The organism is Corynebacterium sp. LaCa117, from assembly GCF_046717765.1.
GTDB lineage: Bacteria > Actinomycetota > Actinomycetes > Mycobacteriales > Mycobacteriaceae > Corynebacterium > Corynebacterium kefirresidentii.
Genome location: NZ_CP177102.1, coordinates 2342761 through 2363061, shown reverse-complemented (window position 1 = coordinate 2363061; position 20301 = coordinate 2342761). Strand labels below are relative to the sequence as shown.

The window sequence follows — 20301 nt, the reverse complement described above, 5'->3', positions numbered from 1 at the left end:
CGGGGGCTAAGGGCGGACGATCTGGAGATCGCGCAGGTGGCGGTAGAAGGTCACGCGGGTCACCGGCCGCTTGTGGGGGACCGAATCGACGATGACGCGCAGCTGTGGGCCGCCGGCCTGGACGGCGCGGCCGGTGCGCACGGATTTGGGGTCGAGCTGGCCGGGCTTGCGCAGGAGCGAGCGCAGGCGGCCCTGGGGCTCGACGGGGGAGGTAGCGCGGGCGGCGAGGATGCCGGGGGCGTCGGTCATGGGGACTAGGCGTGCGCCGAAGGTCTTGGGGGAGGAGGCGGCGAGCGTGTGGTCATCGATGATGATTTCACCGGTGAAAGCGCCGTTTGCGGCATCCGAGATGGTGGCAGAGCCGGCGACTGCGAGGCCGGAATCGTTGCGGATGAGAGGGGCTGGGCGAACCGGCGCGGTGCGGGCGAAGTCGAGGGCTTCGGCGGGGTCGGTGGCAAGCCCCCAGTTCTGTGCGGCGGCGGAAGGAGCGGCCGAGGGCATGGGAATGAAGGCGACTTCGGCCCAGAGGCGATCGGAGCGCATGAGGCGGGTGAGCACGGCCGAGAGGGCGGCATCGGAGCCGGCGACGACGATGCGGGCGGGCTCTGTGAGGTGGGGCGCCTGAGGGGCTGGCTCCGGCGCGCCGAGGTGGCGGACGTCGGGTTGGGCGGCGATGTCGTCGAGGGAGGGGGTGGGGTCGGTGGGAAGGAGGGGGGATAAGAAGGCGTCGATAAGCGCGAGCTCTTTGCGGGTAGGAACGGCCGAGAGATCGTGGGCCTCAGCGGGCATGGGGATGTCCGGGGCGCCGCAGCGGAGGAACAAAAAACGCATGCGCACCATGCTACGCGCGCTTTTTGGGCCGGGAAAGTGTAAAGTTGGAGAGTATTTTGGCTTCAATAATGAGGAAGTGACTAAACAATGGCAGCGATCGTCATTGTCGGCGCCCAATGGGGCGACGAAGGCAAGGGCAAAGCGACCGACATCCTCGGCGGCAAGGTTGACTACGTGGTCAAGCCGAACGGCGGCAATAACGCCGGCCACACCGTCGTGGTAGGCGGCGATAAATATGAACTGAAGCTCCTGCCAGCCGGCATCTTGTCTGAGAACGCTACCCCGGTGCTGGGCAATGGCGTGGTAATTAACCTCGAGGCGCTTTTTGATGAGATTGATGGCCTCGAAGCCCGCGGTGCGAATGCCTCGCGCCTGAAGATTTCCGCCAATGCGCACCTAGTAGCCCCTTACCATCAGACGCTCGACCGCGTGCAGGAGCGTTTCCTGGGCAAGCGCGCGATTGGTACCACCGGCCGCGGCATCGGTCCGACCTATGCCGATAAGGTCGCGCGCATCGGTATCCGTGTGCAGGACATCTTTGATGAGTCCATCCTGCGCCAGAAGGTGGAATCTGCGCTGGACATTAAAAACCAGATGCTGGTGAAGATGTACAACCGCAAGGCCATCGAGGCAGACCAGATTGTGGAGTACTTCTTGAGCTACCGCGATCGCCTACGCCCGATGGTTATCGATGCTGAGCTCGAGCTCAACAAGGCCCTCGAGTCCGGTAAGCACGTGCTCATGGAGGGCGGCCAGGCCACCATGCTGGATGTGGACCATGGCACCTACCCGTTCGTGACCTCGTCTAACCCGACCGCCGGTGGTGCTTCCGTGGGCTCCGGTATCGGTCCGACCCGCATCAAGACCTCCCTGGGCATCATCAAGGCCTACACCACCCGCGTGGGTGCTGGCCCGTTCCCGACCGAGCTCTTTGATAAGTGGGGCGAGTACCTGCAGACTACCGGCGGCGAGATTGGCGTCAACACCGGCCGCAAGCGCCGTTGTGGCTGGTACGACTCCGTCATTGCGCGCTACGCCACCCGCGTGAACGGCTTTACGGATTACTTCCTGACCAAGCTGGACGTTCTCACCGGTATTGGCGAGATCCCTATCTGCGTGGCCTACGACGTCGACGGCAAGCGCTACGATGAGCTGCCGCTTACCCAGTCCGAGTTCCACCACGCCGAGCCCATTTTTGAGACCATGCCCGCCTGGGACGAGGACATCACGGAGTGCTCCACCTTTGAGGAGCTGCCGCAAAAGGCCCAAGACTACGTCCTGCGCCTAGAGGAGCTATCCGGCTGCCGCATTTCCTACATTGGCGTCGGCCCTGGCCGCGACCAGACTATTATTCGCCACGATGTGATGGAGGACCAGTAAGGCTCAATTCCGCTTTCAATCGTCGAATGAGCCCTGCCGCGTAGTGTTTCCACTGCGTGGCGGGGCTCTCGGTATTTCTTCGGAAGCTGCTTGCGTAGCTACAGGAGGGGAGGAGTGGCACCTCTCCTAACGCGCTCGGTAAGACTTCTTTCCCAAGCGACAGTAGTAGATAACACCATCAATTCACTTTAAAAAGTTTATTGAAAATACCAAGGAAACCACGATACCTTCGGTCCCACTAAGCATCGGCATATTCGACACAGTGACTAATAAAGGTGAAGGTATCTATCACTTCTAAGACCGCCGCCATTGTAGGGGTGGTAACTGATCTACCTTTGCTTGCAGTGAACTACTGGGCCGCGCCGGGTCCTCTTTGTTGAGGAGCTAGGGCAGGAATGAAGGTGTCGCAACGGTTGTTGTCCAAGCTGCATCGACTACGCTGGGTGCTTCCTTCTGCTAAGCCTATCCATTGGATTTTCGGACATCGAGCGATGCCACTGTATTTCGGACGCAATCGGCGGGGGCCTTACTGCTGTTCCTGGCTACGTTCAGCTTTATAGATTGACCGTGAATATCTCGGGCTTCCCCACGAGTAGCGCAGGTACCTGCACTGACTAGTGGCATCGTCTGCCAGTTTGCTGCCCAGATTTTCCCGTTGACGAACCGGCTGGATATCTACAGCGGGTCGCCGGCTCACTAGCCTAACCAGTTTGATGTGATGCTGAAGCGCTCCTTTATGAATCGCGTGGCATTCCGCTGTTTAGGCTTTGGCCCCAGTAGCTAACATTTGTCCATAAAGTGCGGATCTCGCCAGCCCTCAGATAGACAACCCAAGGTCTTCCTATTGCCTGGGTATTTCCCCGTTTCCCTAGCGGTGGCAAGCCTCACCCTTGGGGGCGAAGCACAGGTGCTGGGATATATTGGTGCTTTTTAGCTGCCCTCACGGCCATAACGCACTGAATTAAGTCTTTCTCTGTTGTACATACCTAAACACTAAGTTAAAATTAAGCAGGCTTTAAGTGCAGAGAATTTTCAGCTTTCGCGGACCCTATTTCCGCGCACTAATACACAGGGAGTTACTTCAATGATTATCAAGCTTTTGAGTGGCCTACTCGCCACGATTATGAGCTTCTTTGGCCTGGGCACCCCAGCGCAGGAGGCTGCGCCGGCACCTGAGCAGAAGCAGGTTGCTGTTGCTGAGCAGGGCAACACCGACGACGTGCAGGCTCTTATCGACGCCGCGCATGCCGAAGCCGGCTACGACTTCATCAGTGTCCGCTATGAAGGCGACACCGCCAATATTGTCCTGAATCCGGAGACCTACAACCCGGACAAGGACGACGTTACTTTCAAGGCAGTCTCCCAGCTCCTACGGGAGAAGGGTTACCAGGTCACTGCCGTTCTTTAAGACCTGGTATATTCCTTCAGGATCCGCACTGCGGTCTAGGTAAAGCATTTGCTCGCCGAGGCCCGTGCGGATTTTCTTTGCCCAATTCTCCCTCACCCTTGTGTGGGACCCCTAAGTGTGATTGTGACGACCCTAGGCAGAGTTTTTGCTCACATATTCCTTCTTGAAGATGAATGGCAATAAGGTTAAGGCTACTGCATGTCGAGTATATCGAACGTGCGTGCACCCCTATCGAATGAACTCCAGTCACACCTGTAACGCCAACTTTCTATGGATAATTCCGGAGTAATGCGATGAAAATTGTATGCAAATCACCCCTTGAACTTGCGCGAAGTTAGATAACACGCAGTGTATGGAAGTGTTTACATGGGTCTGGTTAAATCCAATCTCAGTATTGGTTAAGCTATTGGTTCGAGTCTTTAACCTTATAAAGTGCCTAGCGGGCGTCGAACATATGTATTTAATACTAGGTTGTCCGTATAAATAAAAGCATCTACCTGTGGGTATGAGATTAGAAATCCTGCATAACGTGCAGTTTCCTAATGTTTTCTGGTTGGCGCCTTAAATTTTCCCGTGATATTATCCTGAGAGCACAATAAGAGTTAATCCAGATTCGGGTTAAAAACCTTGATTAACTGCAGTGTGTTCAAGTCTCAATTTCAGGTTCTGCTCAGCGAAAACACTCGCTGTACAGGAAAACGAATGTAAGTATTTGTACCGCTCGAAGAGGAAAGAATGAGTAAATTAAGAAACATATCCCGAGAGGGGTGGATGGTCTTTACCGCAGTGCTCGCTGCAATTGCGGTAATCGCGGCCATGGTCACCGTTCCGGGGGGTAAGGCGGAGGCTGCTGAGCCTACCGACTTTGTTCCGGAAGGAAATATGGGCTCCGAGGAGGCAAAGGCTACCCCCGGTGGCGCTGATGATTCTTGGGGTGGCCTAGTCTGGGGTGGTGGCGTGCCCGAAGGTGTCAAGCCCAAGGATTATAGGGGTAACCCAAATAACAATGTTGGCTGGGTTTGGTGCATTGATCCTGTCTACGTCAATCCGGCGGACGTTAAAAAGCCGTTGTATGACAAGGGGAATGCTGAAAAGGCAGATTTTCCGGCGGAATATCATGACGCTGCGATTGGGCTTGCTCTAAAGGCGCGAGAAGCTACGGAAAAGGGCGACAAACTTGCCGCTCAAAAGTACATGGTTTACCTGATTGCCCTCATTAGTGACACTCCGAACCGGATTATGGCGACTAACACTATCGCTGGAAACAGTGACTACGGTGATGCAAATAACGTTGCCCTTTATCCGAATTTTGCCGGAAGCACTGAAGAATTCAGGCAGTTGACCGGCTACAAGATTGTGAATTTCCTTGACGGTAAAATCGAAAGGGATCCAAGCATCGAGGTCGAAGCCCAAGATCCTAATGCGTTCATTACTGTTGTGAAGCCAACCAATTGGACTCGCGGTGACGTTTCTGGTTTCCCGCAAACCGTGATGCCTGTAGATCAGCCCGGTCTACCGAACGATGGTCAGGGAAAGACTGAGGAGCCGACTACTTCTCCAGAGAACCCAGATACCGAGGAGAACACGACGGAAGAGACTACCTCTGGGAATCCGGGGGAGGAGACTTCTTCTAGCGAGACGACTACCGAGTCTGAGCCGTCCAATACTGAGGAGACCACTCCTAAGGATTCCACTACTGAACCGACCTCTCCTGAGGAAACCACTACGGAGGATACTGGCGAGCCGACTACTTCTCCAGAGAACCCAGATACCGAGGAGAACACGACGGAAGAGACTACCTCTGAGAATCCGGGGGAGGAGACTTCTTCTAGCGAGACGACTACCGAGTCTGAGCCGTCCAATACTGAGGAGACCACTCCTAAGGATTCCACTACTGAACCGACCTCTCCTGAGGAAACCACTACGGAGGATACTGGCGAGCCGACTCCGGGTAAGACTACTGATGTAGTGCCCAACCCTGATCCGACACCGACTACGGAGGAGCAGGAGAAGGACCTTAATCCGGAGATTAAGACGGAGGCCAAGATCAAGGATGGTGACCGTGTAGAGAAGGGCGCCACGGTTATTGACACTGTGACGTATAAGGACCTTGTTCCGGGTAAGAAGTACACCCTGAAGGCAAAGCTGATCTCCAAGAAAGATGGTGAGACCGTACTGGGTGAAGGCTCTGCGGTACTGGTTCCGGAAGAGTCCGCCGGTGAACAGGACGTTGAGATCACCGTCAATGACAAGGCAGATCCTGCTGTTGACGCTGCGGTTGCCTTCGAGAAGCTTGTATCTACCGAGGTAGACAAGGATGGCAACGAGACCTCTGGCTCCACCGATGAAAACGTGATTGCTACTCACGAAAACATTAACGATGAGAAGCAGACCGTTAACACCAAGTGGACCCCGTCCATTAAGACCAACGCTGACTTTGCCAACGCTAAGCAGGTAAAGGCTGGCGTCACCGTCAAGGACACCGTTACCTACACCGACCTGGTGCCAGGTAAGGAATACACCCTGAAGGCTGAGCTGCGTAACAAGGCAGTAAATGCCAAGGGTGATCATGAGGTCGTCGGCAAGGGCGATGTAACCTTTACCCCGGAGAAGTCTGCCGGTGAGCAGGTTGTTGACATCAAGGTCAACGACGATGTTGAGGGCGTCATCAAGGCAGCCGTCGCATTCGAGGATCTCTACTCCAAGCAGGTCGATGAGAACGGTAAGGAAACTCCGAACTCTGATGAAGAGAAGAAGATTACCGAACACCGTGACATCAATGATCAGGCGCAGACCGTAACTTCTCACAAGAATGCGATTGTTTCTACGAACGCGGACTTTGAGAATGGTTCGAAGGAAGTTGTTGCTGGTGCCAAGATTGTGGACCAGGTTTCCTATGAGGGTCTGGTTCCGGGTAAGGAATACTCCCTGGATGCCCAGCTGATTTCCAAGAAGGACGGCAAGACCGTTCTGGGTGAGACTAAGGGTCATACCTTCACCCCGAAGAGTGCTAATGGCACTGAGGCTGTCACCATTACCGTGAACGATGATGTGACTGAGCCGGTTGAGGCTGCGGTTGCCTTCGAGACTCTGACTTCCAAGGTTGTCAATGACAAGGGTGAGGACACCCCTGACAATGACAAGCCGAACGAAATCGGTGAGCACAAGGACATCAATGATGATGACCAGACGGTGACCAAGAAGAAGAATGCGATTGTTTCTACGAACGCGGACTTTGAGAATGGTTCGAAGGAAGTTGTTGCTGGTGCCAAGATTGTGGACCAGGTTTCCTATGAGGGTCTGGTTCCGGGTAAGGAATACTCCCTGGATGCCCAGCTGATTTCCAAGAAGGACGGCAAGACCGTTCTGGGTGAGACTAAGGGTCATACCTTCACCCCGAAGAGTGCTAATGGCACTGAGGCTGTCACCATTACCGTGAACGATGATGTGACTGAGCCGGTTGAGGCTGCGGTTGCCTTCGAGACTCTGACTTCCAAGGTTGTCAATGACAAGGGTGAGGACACCCCTGACAATGACAAGCCGAACGAAATCGGTGAGCACAAGGACATCAATGATGATGACCAGACGGTGACCAAGAAGAAGAATGCGATTGTTTCTACGAACGCGGACTTTGAGAATGGTTCGAAGGAAGTTGTTGCTGGTGCCAAGATTGTGGACCAGGTTTCCTATGAGGGTCTGGTTCCGGGTAAGGAATACTCCCTGGATGCCCAGCTGATTTCCAAGAAGGACGGCAAGACCGTTCTGGGTGAGACTAAGGGTCATACCTTCACCCCGAAGAGTGCTAATGGCACTGAGGCTGTCACCATTACCGTGAACGATGATGTGACTGAGCCGGTTGAGGCTGCGGTTGCCTTCGAGACTCTGACTTCCAAGGTTGTCAATGACAAGGGTGAGGACACCCCTGACAATGACAAGCCGAACGAAATCGGTGAGCACAAGGACATCAATGATGATGACCAGACGGTGACCAAGAAGAAGAATGCGATTGTTTCTACGAACGCGGACTTTGAGAATGGTTCGAAGGAAGTTGTTGCTGGTGCCAAGATTGTGGACCAGGTTTCCTATGAGGGTCTGGTTCCGGGTAAGGAATACTCCCTGGATGCCCAGCTGATTTCCAAGAAGGACGGCAAGACCGTTCTGGGTGAGACTAAGGGTCATACCTTCACCCCGAAGAGTGCTAATGGCACTGAGGCTGTCACCATTACCGTGAACGATGATGTGACTGAGCCGGTTGAGGCTGCGGTTGCCTTCGAGACTCTGACTTCCAAGGTTGTCAATGACAAGGGTGAGGACACCCCTGACAATGACAAGCCGAACGAAATCGGTGAGCACAAGGACATCGATGACGAGGACCAGACCGTAACCTCCGAGGGCTCTGAGAAGACCCCGAAGATCACCACTAACGCTGACTTCGAGAAGGGTTCCCACGAGGTTATTGCTGGTGCCAAGATTGTTGATGATGTGACCTATGAGGGTCTGGTTCCGGGTAAGGAATACACCCTGGATGCCCAGCTGATTTCCAAGAAGGACGGCAAGACCGTTCTGGGTGAGACTAAGGGTCATACCTTCACCCCGAAGAGTGCTAATGGCACTGAGGCTGTCACCATTACCGTGAACGATGATGTGAAGGAGCCTGTCCAGGCTGCGGTTGCCTTCGAGGAGCTCACCTCCACCGAGGTCAATGACAAGGGCGAGGAGACTCCGGGTACTACTCCGGAGAAGCCGAACCACATTGCTGAGCACAAGGACATCAATGATGAGGACCAGACCGTGACCTCCCACGAGGTCCACGATCAGGACAAGCCAGGCGGCTCCTCGGATGGTTCCTCTAATGGTTCTTCCAACGGTTCCTCGGATGGTTCCTCCAACGGTTCCTCCAAGGACAATAAGTGGTGGCTCATCCTGATTCCGGGCATCGGCCTGGGCAAGATCATCAAGGATCACTTCGACCACAAGGATCATGGCAACCACAACGGTGGCCACGGTGACAACACCAGCAGCCACAATGGCGGCCACGGTGACAACACCGGCAACCACAATGGTGGCAATGGTCACGAGGACAAGGGTCAGGACGCTCCTAAGGGCGGCAACTCTGACAATGGAAACGGCCGCGGTGTCGAGGTCCAGGGTCAGCAACCTGAAGAGACTGGTAACGCACTGCCATCCAACGCTGACCGCGTTGAGATTAAGTCCGTACCGTCCGGCGCAACCGAGCTTGAGCCGGGTATGCAGGATTACATCAAGTAATCCCTAAGCTTCGGTGAGGTGGCCTCCCGGCCCCTCCACCGAGGCTGAGACTTAAACACCAAAAATCCCCTCCAGGGTGTGATTACACACGCTGGAGGGGATTTGCATATACCCTGCACAGGGTAGACAAATTGAGGAAGTAGAGGAAGCTAGCTATGGGAAAGCACAGGGAACCTGAGCAGCCGGAGGAAAATGGAGTTTCTCACTATCCGGCGAGTGGGGAAGAAGGGGGCGTCGGCAAGCAGGGCATGGGTCGTGGCAAGCTGATCGCCATTATCGCGGCCATAGTCGTCGTCGCGCTGGTCTTGTTGCAGGTAGTGCTGTATTTGGCGAGCGATGATGAGGATGAGGCCGGCTCGGCACCAGAGACGGTGGCCAGCGAGAGTGCGTCGGAAGAATCTGGGCCGAAGTCCGATGCCTTCGTGGATGATTCGGGCCAGCAGGAGCACGAGTATGAGGCCGCGCCTGGTGAATTCAAGGGCTTTGAAGGCATGTCCGTGGGCATCGATGGCGAGTACGCGGCCGTGGACCCCGTACAGGTCACGGACCAGGGTGTGCTGCTGCCGCCACACGACGTCACCCGCGTGGGCTGGTACTCCGCCTCCGCAGTGCCTGGTGAGCCGGGCAATGTGGGCTCGAGTGTGATTACCGGCCACATTAACTACCAGGGCCAGGGCACCGGCTATGCGGAGAAGTTCACCAAGCTGAAGAAGGACCAGGAATTTACCGTGGTCATCGACGGCCAGGAGCGCACGTTCCGCGTGACCGAAGCACCGTACCGCCTGCCTAAGGGTTCCGGCTTCCCGGACGTGGTCAACGATAAGGAAGGCAAGAACCGCCTGGTTCTTATTACCTGCGGCGGCCAGTTCGTTGGCGGCGCGCTGGGTTATGAGGACAACATCATTACCGTGGCGGAGCCGGTAGGTGAGCCAGAGCAGCCCGCCGAGCAACCGGCGGGGGAGGCCCCGGCTGAAGCCCCAGCCGAGGCCCCGGCTGAGGTCCCTGCCGCCTAGGCGGAAGCCTTTCAGGCGCCCTGTGGAATTGCCCACAGGGCGCCTTTTCTTATCCGTGGCACCTGGCATGTGGGTAGTGGGGTTGGTGCCTAAATATGAAATAATTTAAGGCAGTAACCGCCGCTGCCTGCGGCTTAGAAGGAGCATTTTCATGGATAATCCAGGCGAGATCGCCGGTCATATTGGCACGCCGCTTACCAGCAATGCCACCAAGGTATTGCTGCTGGGCTCGGGCGAGCTGGGCAAGCAGCTGGCCATGTCCTTCCAGAACTTGGGCCTTGAGGTCCACGCGGTGGACTCGTATGCGGGCGCGCCGGCACACCAAGTGGCGCAGTATAGCTACGTCGCCGATATCAAGGACGCCGGGCGCATCCTGCAGCTAGCACAAGAGATTCAACCGCACTTTGTGGTCCCAGAGGTAGAGACCGTAGCGGTAGAAGCGCTGGAAGAGATGGAAGCGCAAAGTGACGCCATCGTGGTCCCCTCGGCTCGCGCCTGCGCCATGACGCAGGATCGCCAGTGTGTGCGCGAGGCGGCAGAGAATATCGGCTTGCCGGTCTCCGCCTACCGCTTTGCAAGCTCCGTGGAGGAGCTGGAAGAAGCAGTCGGGGAGCTGGGCTTTCCGTGCATCATTAAGCCGGATGTCTCCACCTCCGGCAAGGGCCACATGATTGCCCGAGATGAGGACGATGTGCGTGAGGCCTGGGAGACCGTGCGGCGCGTGTCCTCGGATTCGCAGCGCGTGGTGGCCGAGCGCTTCGTGGACTTTGACCTCGAGGTCACCCTGCTTGCCATCCGCTCCATCGACCCTGCCACGGGCAAACTGGCCACGTGGTTTAGCGAGCCCATCGGTCACCGCCATGAGCGCGGCGACCTCGTAGAGGAGTGGCAACCTACCGGTATGAGCGAGATCGCGCTGGAAAACGCACGCTCTGTGGCCGCGCGCATCTCCAATGAGCTGGGTGGGCGCGGCGTGTACTGCGTGGAGCTTTTTGTCGCCGGGGATGACGTGTACTTTTCCTCCGTATCCCCGCGACCCTCGGATACGGCGATGCTTACCTCTTATACGCAGCGCTTCTCCGCCTTTGACCTGCATGCGCGGGCGATTTTGGGCTACCCCATCGATGCTACCTTGGTCACCCCGGGCGCTAGCGTCGTAATTCACGCGGACGAGGAGCTGGGGGAGGTTGCCTATACCGGTATCGCCGCAGCCCTCAGCTATGCGGAGACGGACGTGAAGCTCTTTGGCAAGCCGGGGGCCTACAAGGGCCGCCGCATGGGTTTGGTCTCTTCTACTGCAGAAAATGTGGAAGAAGCGCGCGACCGAGCGGCGTTGGCGGCACATAAAATCGAGGTCACCTCGACGCCGGGTTTGCTGGCCCAAGGCGGTACCCGCGAGATCGATCCGCACGCCGATAACGTCCCCGATATCGAGGTCGTGGAGTACGAGGGCGGCGTGGAACTGGACCCGAAGCTCGCCTCTGGCGTGGACGACGCCGACTAAGAAGCGGGGCGCAGCATCGGCTGGTGGGGAACTCCTTCGTCGTCGAATAGCTCGCCTACCGGAGTAAAGCCAAAGCCGGCGTAATAGTCCACGAGGCCGGCCTGCGCCTCCAGGTAGAGCGGCTTGCCTGGGTGCATACGTTCGCCTAGGTCTATGGCCGCTTGGAGAAGTTCGCGGCCGAGGCCCGTTCCGCGCGCGGTGGGTGCGAGCGCGAAGCGGCCGATTTGGGCGCCGGTGGCGTCGGCAAGCGCGGCGTCAGTAGGCGCGGCCGGAAAGACGCGGGCCGTGCCAAGCAGCTCGTGGGAGTCCGCGTCCCAGGCCAGCACGTGCACGGTCTGGGGGTCGGCGTCGGTGGCGTCAATCTCGGCGTACGGGCAGCGCTGCTCGTGCACAAAGACGGCCACCCGCAGCTTGTAGAGCTGGTGGACGTCCAAGGCTGCCAGCTGCCCCAGGGGCGCGGCGGTAATGATATGCGGCATGGATTAGGCCTGCGGGCCGGCGTGCTTGACCATTTCGTCCCACTCGACGATCTTGATGCGCTCGCGGCCGTGCGGCTCGCCGGCGGCGCGCTCGGCGGCATCCAGGCGGTGCCAGCCTTCCCAGGTGGTCACGGCGATATCGCGGGAAGCCAGGAAGTCCAGAATGTCCTGCGGATCGCGCTTGGTGGCAGGTTCCAAGTCACCGGCCTTGTAATCGGCGATGAGCATGGTGGTGGTGTCCTTGGCATCGGACTTGGTATTGCCAATCAGGCCCACTGGGCCGCGCTTAATCCAGCCGGTGGTGTAGAGGCCAGGCAGCTTTTCGCCGTCGACATTGGCCAGCACATGGCCGCCGTCGTTTGGCATGGTGGCCATGGTCTCATCGAAGGGCACGCCGTCGACGGACTGTGGGTGGTAGCCCACCGCGCGGTAGACGGCCTGGACCGGCCACTCGGTGTACTTGCCGGTACCGGTTACGGTGCCATCGCCGTTGAGCTCAGTGCGCTCGGTCTTGATGGCGGTGACATGGCCGTCTTCACCCAGTACCTCTACCGGGGATTCGAAGAAGTGGATGTAGAGCTTGTGCGGGGCATCGCCCGGCTCGCGCATAGCGTAGGACTCCAAGGTCTGGCACACCAGGTCGGTGGACTTGGCGGCGCGGCGTGCCTCCTCGGAGGCGGCGTCATACTCGATGTCCTCGGGGTTGACAATGACCTCAATGGTCGGGGACTCGTCTAGCTCCTTGAGCTCCTTCGGCGTGTACTTGGCCTGTGCTGGGCCGCGGCGGCCGAAGACGTGGACCTCCTTGGCGCGGTTTTTCTTCAGCGCTGCGTAGACATTATCCGGGATCTCGGTAACGAGCAGCTCGTCGGCGGTCTTGGCCAAGATACGAGAGACGTCGAGGGAGACATTGCCCACGCCCACGACGGCGACGGATTCTGCAGAGAGATCCCAATCGCGCTCGAAGTTGGGGTTGCCGTCATAAAAACCTACGAACTCGCCCGCGCCGTGATTACCCTTAAGATCCTCACCGGGGATGCCCATGCGCTTATCGGCGGTGGCGCCGGTGGCGAAGATGATGGCGTCGTAATACTCGCGCATCTCCTCGACGGTGATGTCCTTGCCCACCTCGATATTGCCCAGGAAGCGGATCTCTTCTTTTTCCATAACGTTGTGCAGGGACTGCACAATGCCCTTAATGCGCGGGTGGTCCGGGGCCACGCCGTAGCGGATCAGGCCGAAGGGGGCGGGCATTTTCTCAAAAAGATCGACCTTGACGTCGACCTCGGACTTAACCAGAAGATCGGATGCGTAAATGCCGGCTGGGCCGGAACCAACGACTGCAACGCGCAGAGGGGAAGTCATAATGTGTCGGAGTCCTCACTGATTCTTGGGGAGTGGCTGTTACTTGTCTAATCTGAGCTCATCATACGTTCGGGTTCGAGCAACGCACTAGATAGGGTAACAAGCCTGCTCCCCAAATCAGCCTCGGAAGGGCTTACCCGACTACCTTATATTCAGGAGTACCCGGCTTGAGGTACTCGTACTCGAACTTGGAGTTGTCCAAACGTTCGATGATCTGGTTGATTTCCTCGGGTTTCTCCAGCACCAGGCCCACCAGCGCGGTGCCCAGCACGCAGTTGTTGCGCTTCTGGTACTTGAACCGGGTGATGTCGTCGCCCGGGTTGAGGATTTCGTCGAGGAAGATGCGCAGTTGGCCAGGGACCTGCGGGAAGCTGATGAGGAAATAGTGCTTCAGGCCGCGGTGCACCAGGGAGCGCTCCATGATCTCCGTGTAGCGGATGACGTCGTTGTTGCCGCCGGAGATGACGCAGACCACGGTCGAGCCCGGCGCTAGGTCCAGCTTGGTCAGGCCGGTCACGGATAGCGCGCCGGCCGGCTCGGAGACGATGCCCTCGTTCTGGTAGAGGTTGAGCATCTCGATGCAGACGTCGTCTTCGCTGACCGCGAAGTGCTCCAGCCGGTCCTTGTTAGCCGAGAGGATCTCGTAGGGCAGCGCGCCGATGCGCTTGACAGCCGCGCCGTCCACGAACGGGTCCACGGTCGGCAGCGTCATCGGACCGTTGTTGCGGAAGGCCGCGGCTAGCGATGCCGCGCCGGCCGGTTCCACGCCGTAAATCTGGGCCTCCGGGGCCTTCTCCGCGACGTAGCTGGTCAGGCCGGACAGCAGGCCACCGCCGCCGACGGGGGCGATGAGCGCGTGCAGCTCCTTGCCCTCCTCGGCCAGCTGCTCGAGGATCTCCTTGGCCATGGTGCCCTGGCCGACGACGGTGTCGTGGGCATCGAAGGGCTCGATGAAGGTGGCCCCGCGCTCGGCGGCGTCCTCGTGGGCGGCGGCGGAGGCCTCGTCGAAGGACTCGCCGGTCACGACCAAGTCCACGAAGCGGCCGCCGTGGGCCAGGATGCGGTCGCGTTTCTGGGCCGGGGTGGGCACCGGCACGAAGATCTTGCCCTGAACACCCATGGTCTTGCAGGCATAGGCCACGCCCTGGGCGTGGTTGCCGGCCGAGGCGGTGACGATGCCGGCGGCCAGCTCCTCGTCGCTCAGGTTCTTGATGCTGTTGAGTGCGCCGCGGATCTTGTAGGAGCGCACGTCCTGCAGTTCCTCGCACTTGAGGTAGACGTTGCAGTTGGTCAGTTGGGACAGTCGTTCGCTGTAGCGCAGCGGGGTGCGGTTGATTTCATCTTGGATTCGCTCGTGGGCGGCCTCGATTTCGGCGGCGGTGACGAGCGGGGTCTGGACTGTAGTGCTCATACCTCCGATGGTATAAGGTATCTGACCTGGGTAAAAGGGCTTTGATTTTGGTCATAGTGCCCGGTTTTTCCGTGACATGCCCAATAGTCGGGGGCAGCCGGCGGGGGAGGTGCGGCCTTAGAGCGAAACACCGTTTCCCAGGGGATTTTTAGGGGGCGATTGGGGTCGGTGCAGCCTGGGTGGGCTTTCGCGTGGTTCCTGTTGGCTATTAGGTAAAAACTATGTCAGAACCGAGTGTGGCTAATTACTGTAACGGATCCCTGCGGAAAAGTTCTCATTTCAGGGATGTGATAATAATTAATCATCAAATGTGAGTTTGCGCATAGCAATACCGCGGCATTTTCCGGAGGATGGACTCTGAAGTGATAAATAGTTCTCTATCGGCCCGTTCTTTCGCGTAGGGCTGCGGGGAACACGTCGAAAGGGTCGAACACACCATGTCCGTCATCCCTCCTGAGGTCGCCGACTCCCGGCGGGCACCAACCACCACGGCGCTGGGTAGCGCCGACAGCGCTGACAAGGCCCCCGGCTGGGGCAAAACCGATACCATCTGGACGCTGAGCCTGTTTGGCACCGCCATCGGCGCCGGCGTCATGTTCCTGCCCATCAACGCGGGCATCGGCGGAATTATCCCGCTGATCATCATGACCATCATCGCCTTCCCGATGACATTCTGGGCCCACCGCGCGATGACCCGACTGGTCCTGTCCGGCTCCGATCCGAAGTCCCACCTGACCGACGTCATGGAGGAGCACTTCGGAGCCAACGCCGGCGTCGTGATGTCCGTCCTCTACTTCGTGGCGGTCTACCCTCTGGTGTTGGTCTACGCGGTCACGCTGACCAACACCCTGGAGTCCTTCCTTATCCACCAGCTGCACGTCGATCCCTGGCCGCGCTGGGTACTGGCCACCCTGCTGGTCGGCGGCCTCATCTTCGTGGTGAAGATGGGCCAGGAAATCGTGGTCAAGGTGATGTCCGCGCTGGCCTTCCCCTTCATCGCCGTGTTGATTTTCCTGACGCTCTACCTCATCCCACGCTGGAACACCACGTTATTCTCGACCTTCGACTTGGACGTCGCGCGGGAGGCCTCCGGCAACGGCCTGGCCACCACGCTGATGCTGCTGGTGCCGGTGATGGTCTTCTCCTTCAATCACTCGCCGATCATCTCCTCCTTCGCCTCCGAGAAGCGCCAGGAGTACGGCGACAAGTGGGCGGATAAGAAGACCGGCCAGGTCCTGGCGGCGGCCGAAGGCCTCATGGTCATCGTCGTGATGTTCTTCGTCTTCTCCTGCGCCCTGTCCCTGTCGCCGGAAAACCTGGCCGAGGCCAAGGAGCAAAACATCACCATCCTGTCCTACCTGGCCAACCACTTCGATGCCCCCTTCCTGCAATGGGTAGCCCCCATCGTGGCGTTGGTGGCCATCTGCAAGTCCTTCCTGGGCCACTACCTGGGCGCGGCGGATTCCGTCGAGGGCTTGGTGGTGACCGGCAACCACGTCGCTGGCAACACCAAGTTCACCCACAGCCGCGCGCTGGAGACCGGCTCGCTTATCTTCATCCTGGTGACCTGCATCCTGGTCGCCTGGGCCGACCCGTCCATCCTGGGCATGATTGAGACCCTGTGTGGCCCGGCCATTGCCGTCCTGCTCTTCCTGATTCCGATGTGGGCCATCCACAAGGTGGACGCGCTTAAGCGCTTCCGCGGCAAGCCGTCCAACTGGTTCACCACCTTCATTGGTCTGGTGGCCGTGGCAACCATCTTCTTCTCCATCTTCCACTCCCTGTAAGCGCTGCTGCCGCCGGCCTACACTCGAGGTCGGCGGTTTTTCGCTTGCCGAGAGACCTTCTTGTTTCACTACTCGTCGAAAGGAAAATCATGAACCGACCAGCCAAGCTTGTTATCACCGGAGCGGGCCACGTAGGTTCCTACGTGCTGGCAGAGGCGGTACATTCCGGCTTGTTTGCCGACATTGTGGTCATCGATAGCGACCCCGACATTGCCTACGGCGAGGCCCTCGACCAACACCACCTGACCGGTGTGCCCGGTAGCTTCGTCCCGCGCGTGCGCCGCGGCGACTACTCCGAGTGCACGGACGCCGACGTCGTCATTTCGGCCGCCGGCCCGTCGATGATCGTGGACCCCGACAACCCCGATGCCAACCCGGACCGGGCGGCGCTCGCTCCCGTCAACGGCGATATCACCCGCGGGATCATGCGCGAGGTGTGCGCGAACGTGGCCGACAAAGAGGCCGGCCCCGTGCTCATCTTCATCACCAACCCGGCCGATACCATCGTCTGGATTGCCCAGAACGAATTCGACTACCCGGAGCACAAGATCTTCGCCACCGGCACCATGCTGGACTCGTCCCGCCTGCGCCGCCTGGTCGCCGACGATCTGGGGATTAGCCCCGACTCCGTCGACGGCTACATGATGGGCGAGCACGGCATGGCCGCCTTCCCAGTCCTGTCCCACTTGTCCGTGGCGGGGATTCCCGCTGCCCGGCTCGGCGACTACTTCCCCGGCGCCCAGCTCGACTCGGAGGACCTGGCCGAGCGCGTCGTCGAAGCCGCCTATCAGGTCTTCCACTCCAAGGGCTGGACCAACGCCGGCGTCGCCGCCTCGGCCATGCGCCTGGCGCGGGCGGTCCTGCTCGATGAGCGCGCCATCTTCCCGGTCTCGACCACCCTGCACGGCGAATACGGTTACGACGGTGACGTCGCGGTCTCCCTGCCATGTTTGATCGGGCGTTCGGGGGTCCTCCGGCGCGTCCCGGTGGACCTGGACGACTGGGAAACCAAGGCCCTGGAAAAGTCCGTAGCTGCGGTTAAGCGCGCGATCGAGGATTCTGCCCAAAACTTATAGTCATGAGTGACCTGTTTTACATCTACGCGAATCGGAAAAAATGGGCATTCTGAAGTAGGGTAGAGGAGGTCACTAAACAAATTACTGAGCGATATACAGCACTTTTGCTGTGAATATTGCCCCGTGACAGCGAATGAAAGGTTCGTCGCATGTCTAATGCTCGTTCTGTCCTTGTCAGTGTCGTAGGTCGTGATTTTGCCGACCTCAACCTTGCGGAAACTGCCCACCAGCTAGACGCGCAGCTGCGCGCTCTGGATGAGCTCAACCCGAAGCTCGCCGACGTCGTCGCTGCGGAACTTACCGCCGATGGCCCCGTAGTTATTCAGGGCACCGGCGACACCCACTTCGACTCCGTAGTTGCCGCCGCCGTCGGCGTGCCGCTGCTGTTCGTAGCCGAGCAAGAAAAGGGCGCGGCCGAACTCGCGGTCCGCCACGCCAAGGACGTGCAGGCGACCGTCGCCGGCGTTGTCACCCCAGACCATCTCCAGGACGGCGAGGCGCTGGCCCGCCAGATTAACCTCAACGTCGAGCCGGTCATGTCCGCAGACCTCTTCCAGAAGCAGCTCATTGACCAGGCCCGCGCCGCCGGTTCTCACATCGTTCTGCCTGAGGGGGACGATGACCGTATCCTCGAGGCCGCACACGTGGTGCTGCGCGATAAGGTTGCCAAGCTGACCATCCTGGGCAACGAGGCCGATATCAAGGCCCGCGCCGAAGAGCTCAAGCTCGACTTGGCTGGTGCCGAGATCATCAACCACCTCGAGTCCCCGCTGGCCGAGGAATTCGCTGCCGACTTCGCCGAGCTGCGCAAGAAGAAGGGTGTCACCCTCGAGCAGGCTCGCGAAACGATGAAGGACATCTCCTACTTCGCCACCATGATGGTGCACAAGGGCTTGGCCGATGGCATGGTCTCCGGCGCTGCCCACACCACCGCCCACACCATTAAGCCTTCCTTCCAGATCATCAAGACCAAGCCGAACGCTTCTGTGGTCTCCTCCATCTTCTTGATGGTCATGCGCGGCCGCCTGTGGGCCTTCGGCGACTGCGCGGTCAACCCGAACCCGACCGCCGAGCAGCTCGGTGAGATCGCCGCCGTCTCCGCGAAGACCGCGGCCCAGTTCGGCATAGACCCGCGCGTGGCCGTGCTGTCCTACTCCACCGGCACCTCCGGCTCCGGCCCGGACGTGGACCGCGCCGTGGCCGCCGTGGAGGCCGCCCGCCAGATCAACGGCGACCTCAAGGTCGACGGCCCGCTGCAGTTCGACGCCGCCTGCGACCCGGGCGTGGCCAAGAAGAAGATGCCCGACTCCGAGGTCGCCGGCCAGGCCAACGTCTTCATCTTCCCAGACCTGGAAGCCGGCAACATCGGCTACAAGACCGCGCAGCGCACTGGCGGCGCCCTGGCCGTGGGCCCGATCCTGCAGGGGTTGAACAAGCCGGTCAACGATCTGTCCCGTGGCGCGACTGTTCCGGACATCATCAACACCGTTGCAATCACCGCTATTCAGGCTGGAGAGAAATAAATGTCATACGTTCTGGTCCTTAACTCAGGTTCTTCCTCCGTTAAATTCCAGCTGGTCGATCCCGAGTCCAGCGCCACGGATACCCCGCTGGTCTCTGGTTTGGTCGAGCAGGTTGGCGAGCCCCTCGGCGCCGTCACCGTTAAGACCGGTGGCGAGAAGTACAAGGAAGAGCTGGAAATCCCTACTCACTCCTTCGGCCTTGAGCGCGCTTTTGCCATCATGAGCGAGCACAACGTTGGTCCGACCGACGTGGATGTTATCGCCGTTGGTCACCGTGTTGTTCACGGCGGCCGCCTCTTCTCCGAGCCACAGCTCATCGTGGACCAGATTGAGTCCATGATTGAAGACCTCATCCCGCTGGCTCCGCTGCACAACCCGGCCAACCTGGACGGCATCCGCGTGGCCCGCAAGATGCTGCCGGATATCCCGCACGTTGCCGTCTTCGATACCGCGTTCTTCAACACCCTGCCGCCGGCAGCTGCGCTATATGCCATCAACAATGAGGTGGCATCCAAGTACGATATCCGTCGCTACGGCTTCCACGGCACCTCTCACGAGTTCGTCTCCCAGCAGGTACCGGCCCTTTTGGGCCGCGACCCAATGCACACCCACCAGATCACTCTTCACCTGGGCAACGGTGCTTCTGCTGCGGCCATCCGCAATGGCCGCGCCATCGATACCTCGATGGGCCTGACCCCGTTGGCCGGTCTGGCTATGGGTACCCGTTCCGGTGACATTGACCCGGGCATCATCTTCCACCTCGTTCGCCAGGCGGGCATGAGCGTGGATGAGATTGACAACCTGCTCAACAAGCAGTCCGGTGTGAAGGGCATTTCTGGCGTTAACGACTTCCGTACGCTGCGCGAGCGCATCGACAACGAAGACCAGGACGCTTGGCTGGCTTATAACATCTACATCCACCAGCTGCGCCGCTTCATCGGTTCCTACATGATTGCCCTAGGCCGCGTGGACGCCATCACCTTTACCGCCGGTGTGGGCGAGAACGATACCGAGGTTCGTCAGGACTCCCTGTACAACCTGGATATGTATGGCATCCACTTTGATAAGGAGCGCAACCTGGTCCGTTCGGACCAGCCGCGCATGATCTCCACCGAGGATTCCCCGGTCAAGGTTTTTGTCGTTCCGACCAATGAGGAGCTGGCTATCGCCCAGAAGTCCGCCGAAATCGCCGCAATGGCGCGTGAGGCTGGCCTCTACAAGTAAAACAGTTTCTCCGTCCGGAGGCAGTGACCGGA

Annotated in this window: 13 protein-coding genes; 9 read left to right on the top strand and 4 right to left on the bottom strand. The window is 59.0% G+C overall.

What is annotated here, in order from left to right; translation table 11 throughout:
• Nucleotides 1-6: 6 nt before the first annotated feature.
• A complete protein-coding gene (locus tag ACLI1L_RS11420) occupies nucleotides 7-831 on the bottom strand; it encodes a hypothetical protein (protein WP_411707602.1) in 825 nt (274 codons plus the stop codon).
• Between the two features lie 87 nt (nucleotides 832-918).
• Between ACLI1L_RS11420 and ACLI1L_RS11415 the strand changes: the two genes are divergently transcribed.
• The 5 genes from ACLI1L_RS11415 (at nucleotide 919) to purT (ending at nucleotide 11404) form a co-directional block, all read left to right on the top strand.
• Nucleotides 919-2211 (top strand): adenylosuccinate synthase, encoded by a 1293-nt coding sequence (locus ACLI1L_RS11415; protein ID WP_284791201.1) that lies wholly within the window; start codon nucleotides 919-921, stop codon nucleotides 2209-2211.
• Nucleotides 2212-3295: 1084 nt separating this feature from the next.
• The gene (locus tag ACLI1L_RS11410) at nucleotides 3296-3619 is read left to right on the top strand and encodes a malonyl-CoA-ACP transacylase (protein ID WP_411707601.1); all 324 of its coding nucleotides are present in this window, start codon (nucleotides 3296-3298) and stop codon (nucleotides 3617-3619) included.
• 735 nt (nucleotides 3620-4354) lie between these two features.
• A complete protein-coding gene (locus ACLI1L_RS11405; protein WP_411707600.1) occupies nucleotides 4355-8887 on the top strand; it encodes a VaFE repeat-containing surface-anchored protein in 4533 nt (1510 codons plus the stop codon).
• A 155-nt stretch (nucleotides 8888-9042) separates the two neighbouring features.
• Nucleotides 9043-9900, top strand: a complete 858-nt coding sequence (locus ACLI1L_RS11400) for a class F sortase (protein ID WP_411707599.1) — start codon at nucleotides 9043-9045, stop codon at nucleotides 9898-9900.
• Nucleotides 9901-10051: 151 nt separating this feature from the next.
• Nucleotides 10052-11404 carry a formate-dependent phosphoribosylglycinamide formyltransferase gene (gene purT, locus ACLI1L_RS11395; protein ID WP_411707598.1) on the top strand — a complete coding sequence of 451 codons (1353 nt, stop codon included), beginning with the start codon at nucleotides 10052-10054 and terminating at the stop codon, nucleotides 11402-11404.
• On the opposite strand, the gene ACLI1L_RS11390 is transcribed toward purT, so the two are convergent.
• The 3 genes from ACLI1L_RS11390 to ilvA all read right to left on the bottom strand — a co-directional run bounded on the left by ACLI1L_RS11390 (nucleotide 11401) and on the right by ilvA (nucleotide 14659).
• Nucleotides 11401-11883 carry a GNAT family N-acetyltransferase gene (locus ACLI1L_RS11390; protein WP_411707597.1) on the bottom strand — a complete coding sequence of 161 codons (483 nt, stop codon included), beginning with the start codon at nucleotides 11881-11883 and terminating at the stop codon, nucleotides 11401-11403. The two genes, purT and ACLI1L_RS11390, sit on opposite strands and share 4 nt — an antisense overlap.
• 3 nt (nucleotides 11884-11886) lie before the next feature.
• A complete protein-coding gene (locus ACLI1L_RS11385) occupies nucleotides 11887-13248 on the bottom strand; it encodes an FAD-dependent oxidoreductase (RefSeq protein ID WP_411707596.1) in 1362 nt (453 codons plus the stop codon).
• Nucleotides 13249-13381: 133 nt separating this feature from the next.
• Nucleotides 13382-14659: a threonine ammonia-lyase IlvA gene (gene ilvA / locus ACLI1L_RS11380; protein ID WP_411707595.1), complete on the bottom strand. Its 1278-nt coding sequence runs from the start codon at nucleotides 14657-14659 to the stop codon at nucleotides 13382-13384.
• A 437-nt stretch (nucleotides 14660-15096) separates the two neighbouring features.
• On the opposite strand from ilvA, the gene ACLI1L_RS11375 reads away from it, so the two are divergent.
• The 4 genes from ACLI1L_RS11375 to ACLI1L_RS11360 all read left to right on the top strand — a co-directional run bounded on the left by ACLI1L_RS11375 (nucleotide 15097) and on the right by ACLI1L_RS11360 (nucleotide 20269).
• Nucleotides 15097-16446, top strand: a complete 1350-nt coding sequence (locus ACLI1L_RS11375) for an HAAAP family serine/threonine permease (RefSeq protein ID WP_086588251.1) — start codon at nucleotides 15097-15099, stop codon at nucleotides 16444-16446.
• An 89-nt stretch (nucleotides 16447-16535) separates the two neighbouring features.
• A complete protein-coding gene (locus tag ACLI1L_RS11370) occupies nucleotides 16536-17522 on the top strand; it encodes a lactate/malate family dehydrogenase (RefSeq protein WP_086588250.1) in 987 nt (328 codons plus the stop codon).
• Nucleotides 17523-17671: 149 nt separating this feature from the next.
• On the top strand, nucleotides 17672-19045 hold the full coding sequence (pta, locus tag ACLI1L_RS11365) for a phosphate acetyltransferase (protein WP_411707594.1): 1374 nt from the start codon (nucleotides 17672-17674) through the stop codon (nucleotides 19043-19045).
• Nucleotides 19046-20269 (top strand): acetate kinase, encoded by a 1224-nt coding sequence (locus tag ACLI1L_RS11360; protein WP_005329836.1) that lies wholly within the window; start codon nucleotides 19046-19048, stop codon nucleotides 20267-20269.
• The last annotated feature ends 32 nt before the right edge of the window (nucleotides 20270-20301 follow it).

Excerpts from the sequence above, each read along its gene's own strand:
- pta (WP_411707594.1), top strand. The coding sequence starts at position 17,672 with ATGTCTAATGCTCGTTCTGTCCTTGTCAGTGTCGTAGGTCGTGATTTT.
- ACLI1L_RS11360 (WP_005329836.1), top strand. The coding sequence starts at position 19,046 with ATGTCATACGTTCTGGTCCTTAACTCAGGTTCTTCCTCCGTTAAATTC.
- ACLI1L_RS11400 (WP_411707599.1), top strand. The coding sequence starts at position 9,043 with ATGGGAAAGCACAGGGAACCTGAGCAGCCGGAGGAAAATGGAGTTTCT.
- ilvA (WP_411707595.1), bottom strand. The coding sequence starts at position 14,659 with ATGAGCACTACAGTCCAGACCCCGCTCGTCACCGCCGCCGAAATCGAG.
- ACLI1L_RS11375 (WP_086588251.1), top strand. The coding sequence starts at position 15,097 with ATGTCCGTCATCCCTCCTGAGGTCGCCGACTCCCGGCGGGCACCAACC.
- ACLI1L_RS11390 (WP_411707597.1), bottom strand. The coding sequence starts at position 11,883 with ATGCCGCATATCATTACCGCCGCGCCCCTGGGGCAGCTGGCAGCCTTG.
- purT (WP_411707598.1), top strand. The coding sequence starts at position 10,052 with ATGGATAATCCAGGCGAGATCGCCGGTCATATTGGCACGCCGCTTACC.
- ACLI1L_RS11410 (WP_411707601.1), top strand. The coding sequence starts at position 3,296 with ATGATTATCAAGCTTTTGAGTGGCCTACTCGCCACGATTATGAGCTTC.
- ACLI1L_RS11405 (WP_411707600.1), top strand. The coding sequence starts at position 4,355 with ATGAGTAAATTAAGAAACATATCCCGAGAGGGGTGGATGGTCTTTACC.
- ACLI1L_RS11415 (WP_284791201.1), top strand. The coding sequence starts at position 919 with ATGGCAGCGATCGTCATTGTCGGCGCCCAATGGGGCGACGAAGGCAAG.
- ACLI1L_RS11370 (WP_086588250.1), top strand. The coding sequence starts at position 16,536 with ATGAACCGACCAGCCAAGCTTGTTATCACCGGAGCGGGCCACGTAGGT.
- ACLI1L_RS11385 (WP_411707596.1), bottom strand. The coding sequence starts at position 13,248 with ATGACTTCCCCTCTGCGCGTTGCAGTCGTTGGTTCCGGCCCAGCCGGC.
- ACLI1L_RS11420 (WP_411707602.1), bottom strand. The coding sequence starts at position 831 with ATGCGTTTTTTGTTCCTCCGCTGCGGCGCCCCGGACATCCCCATGCCC.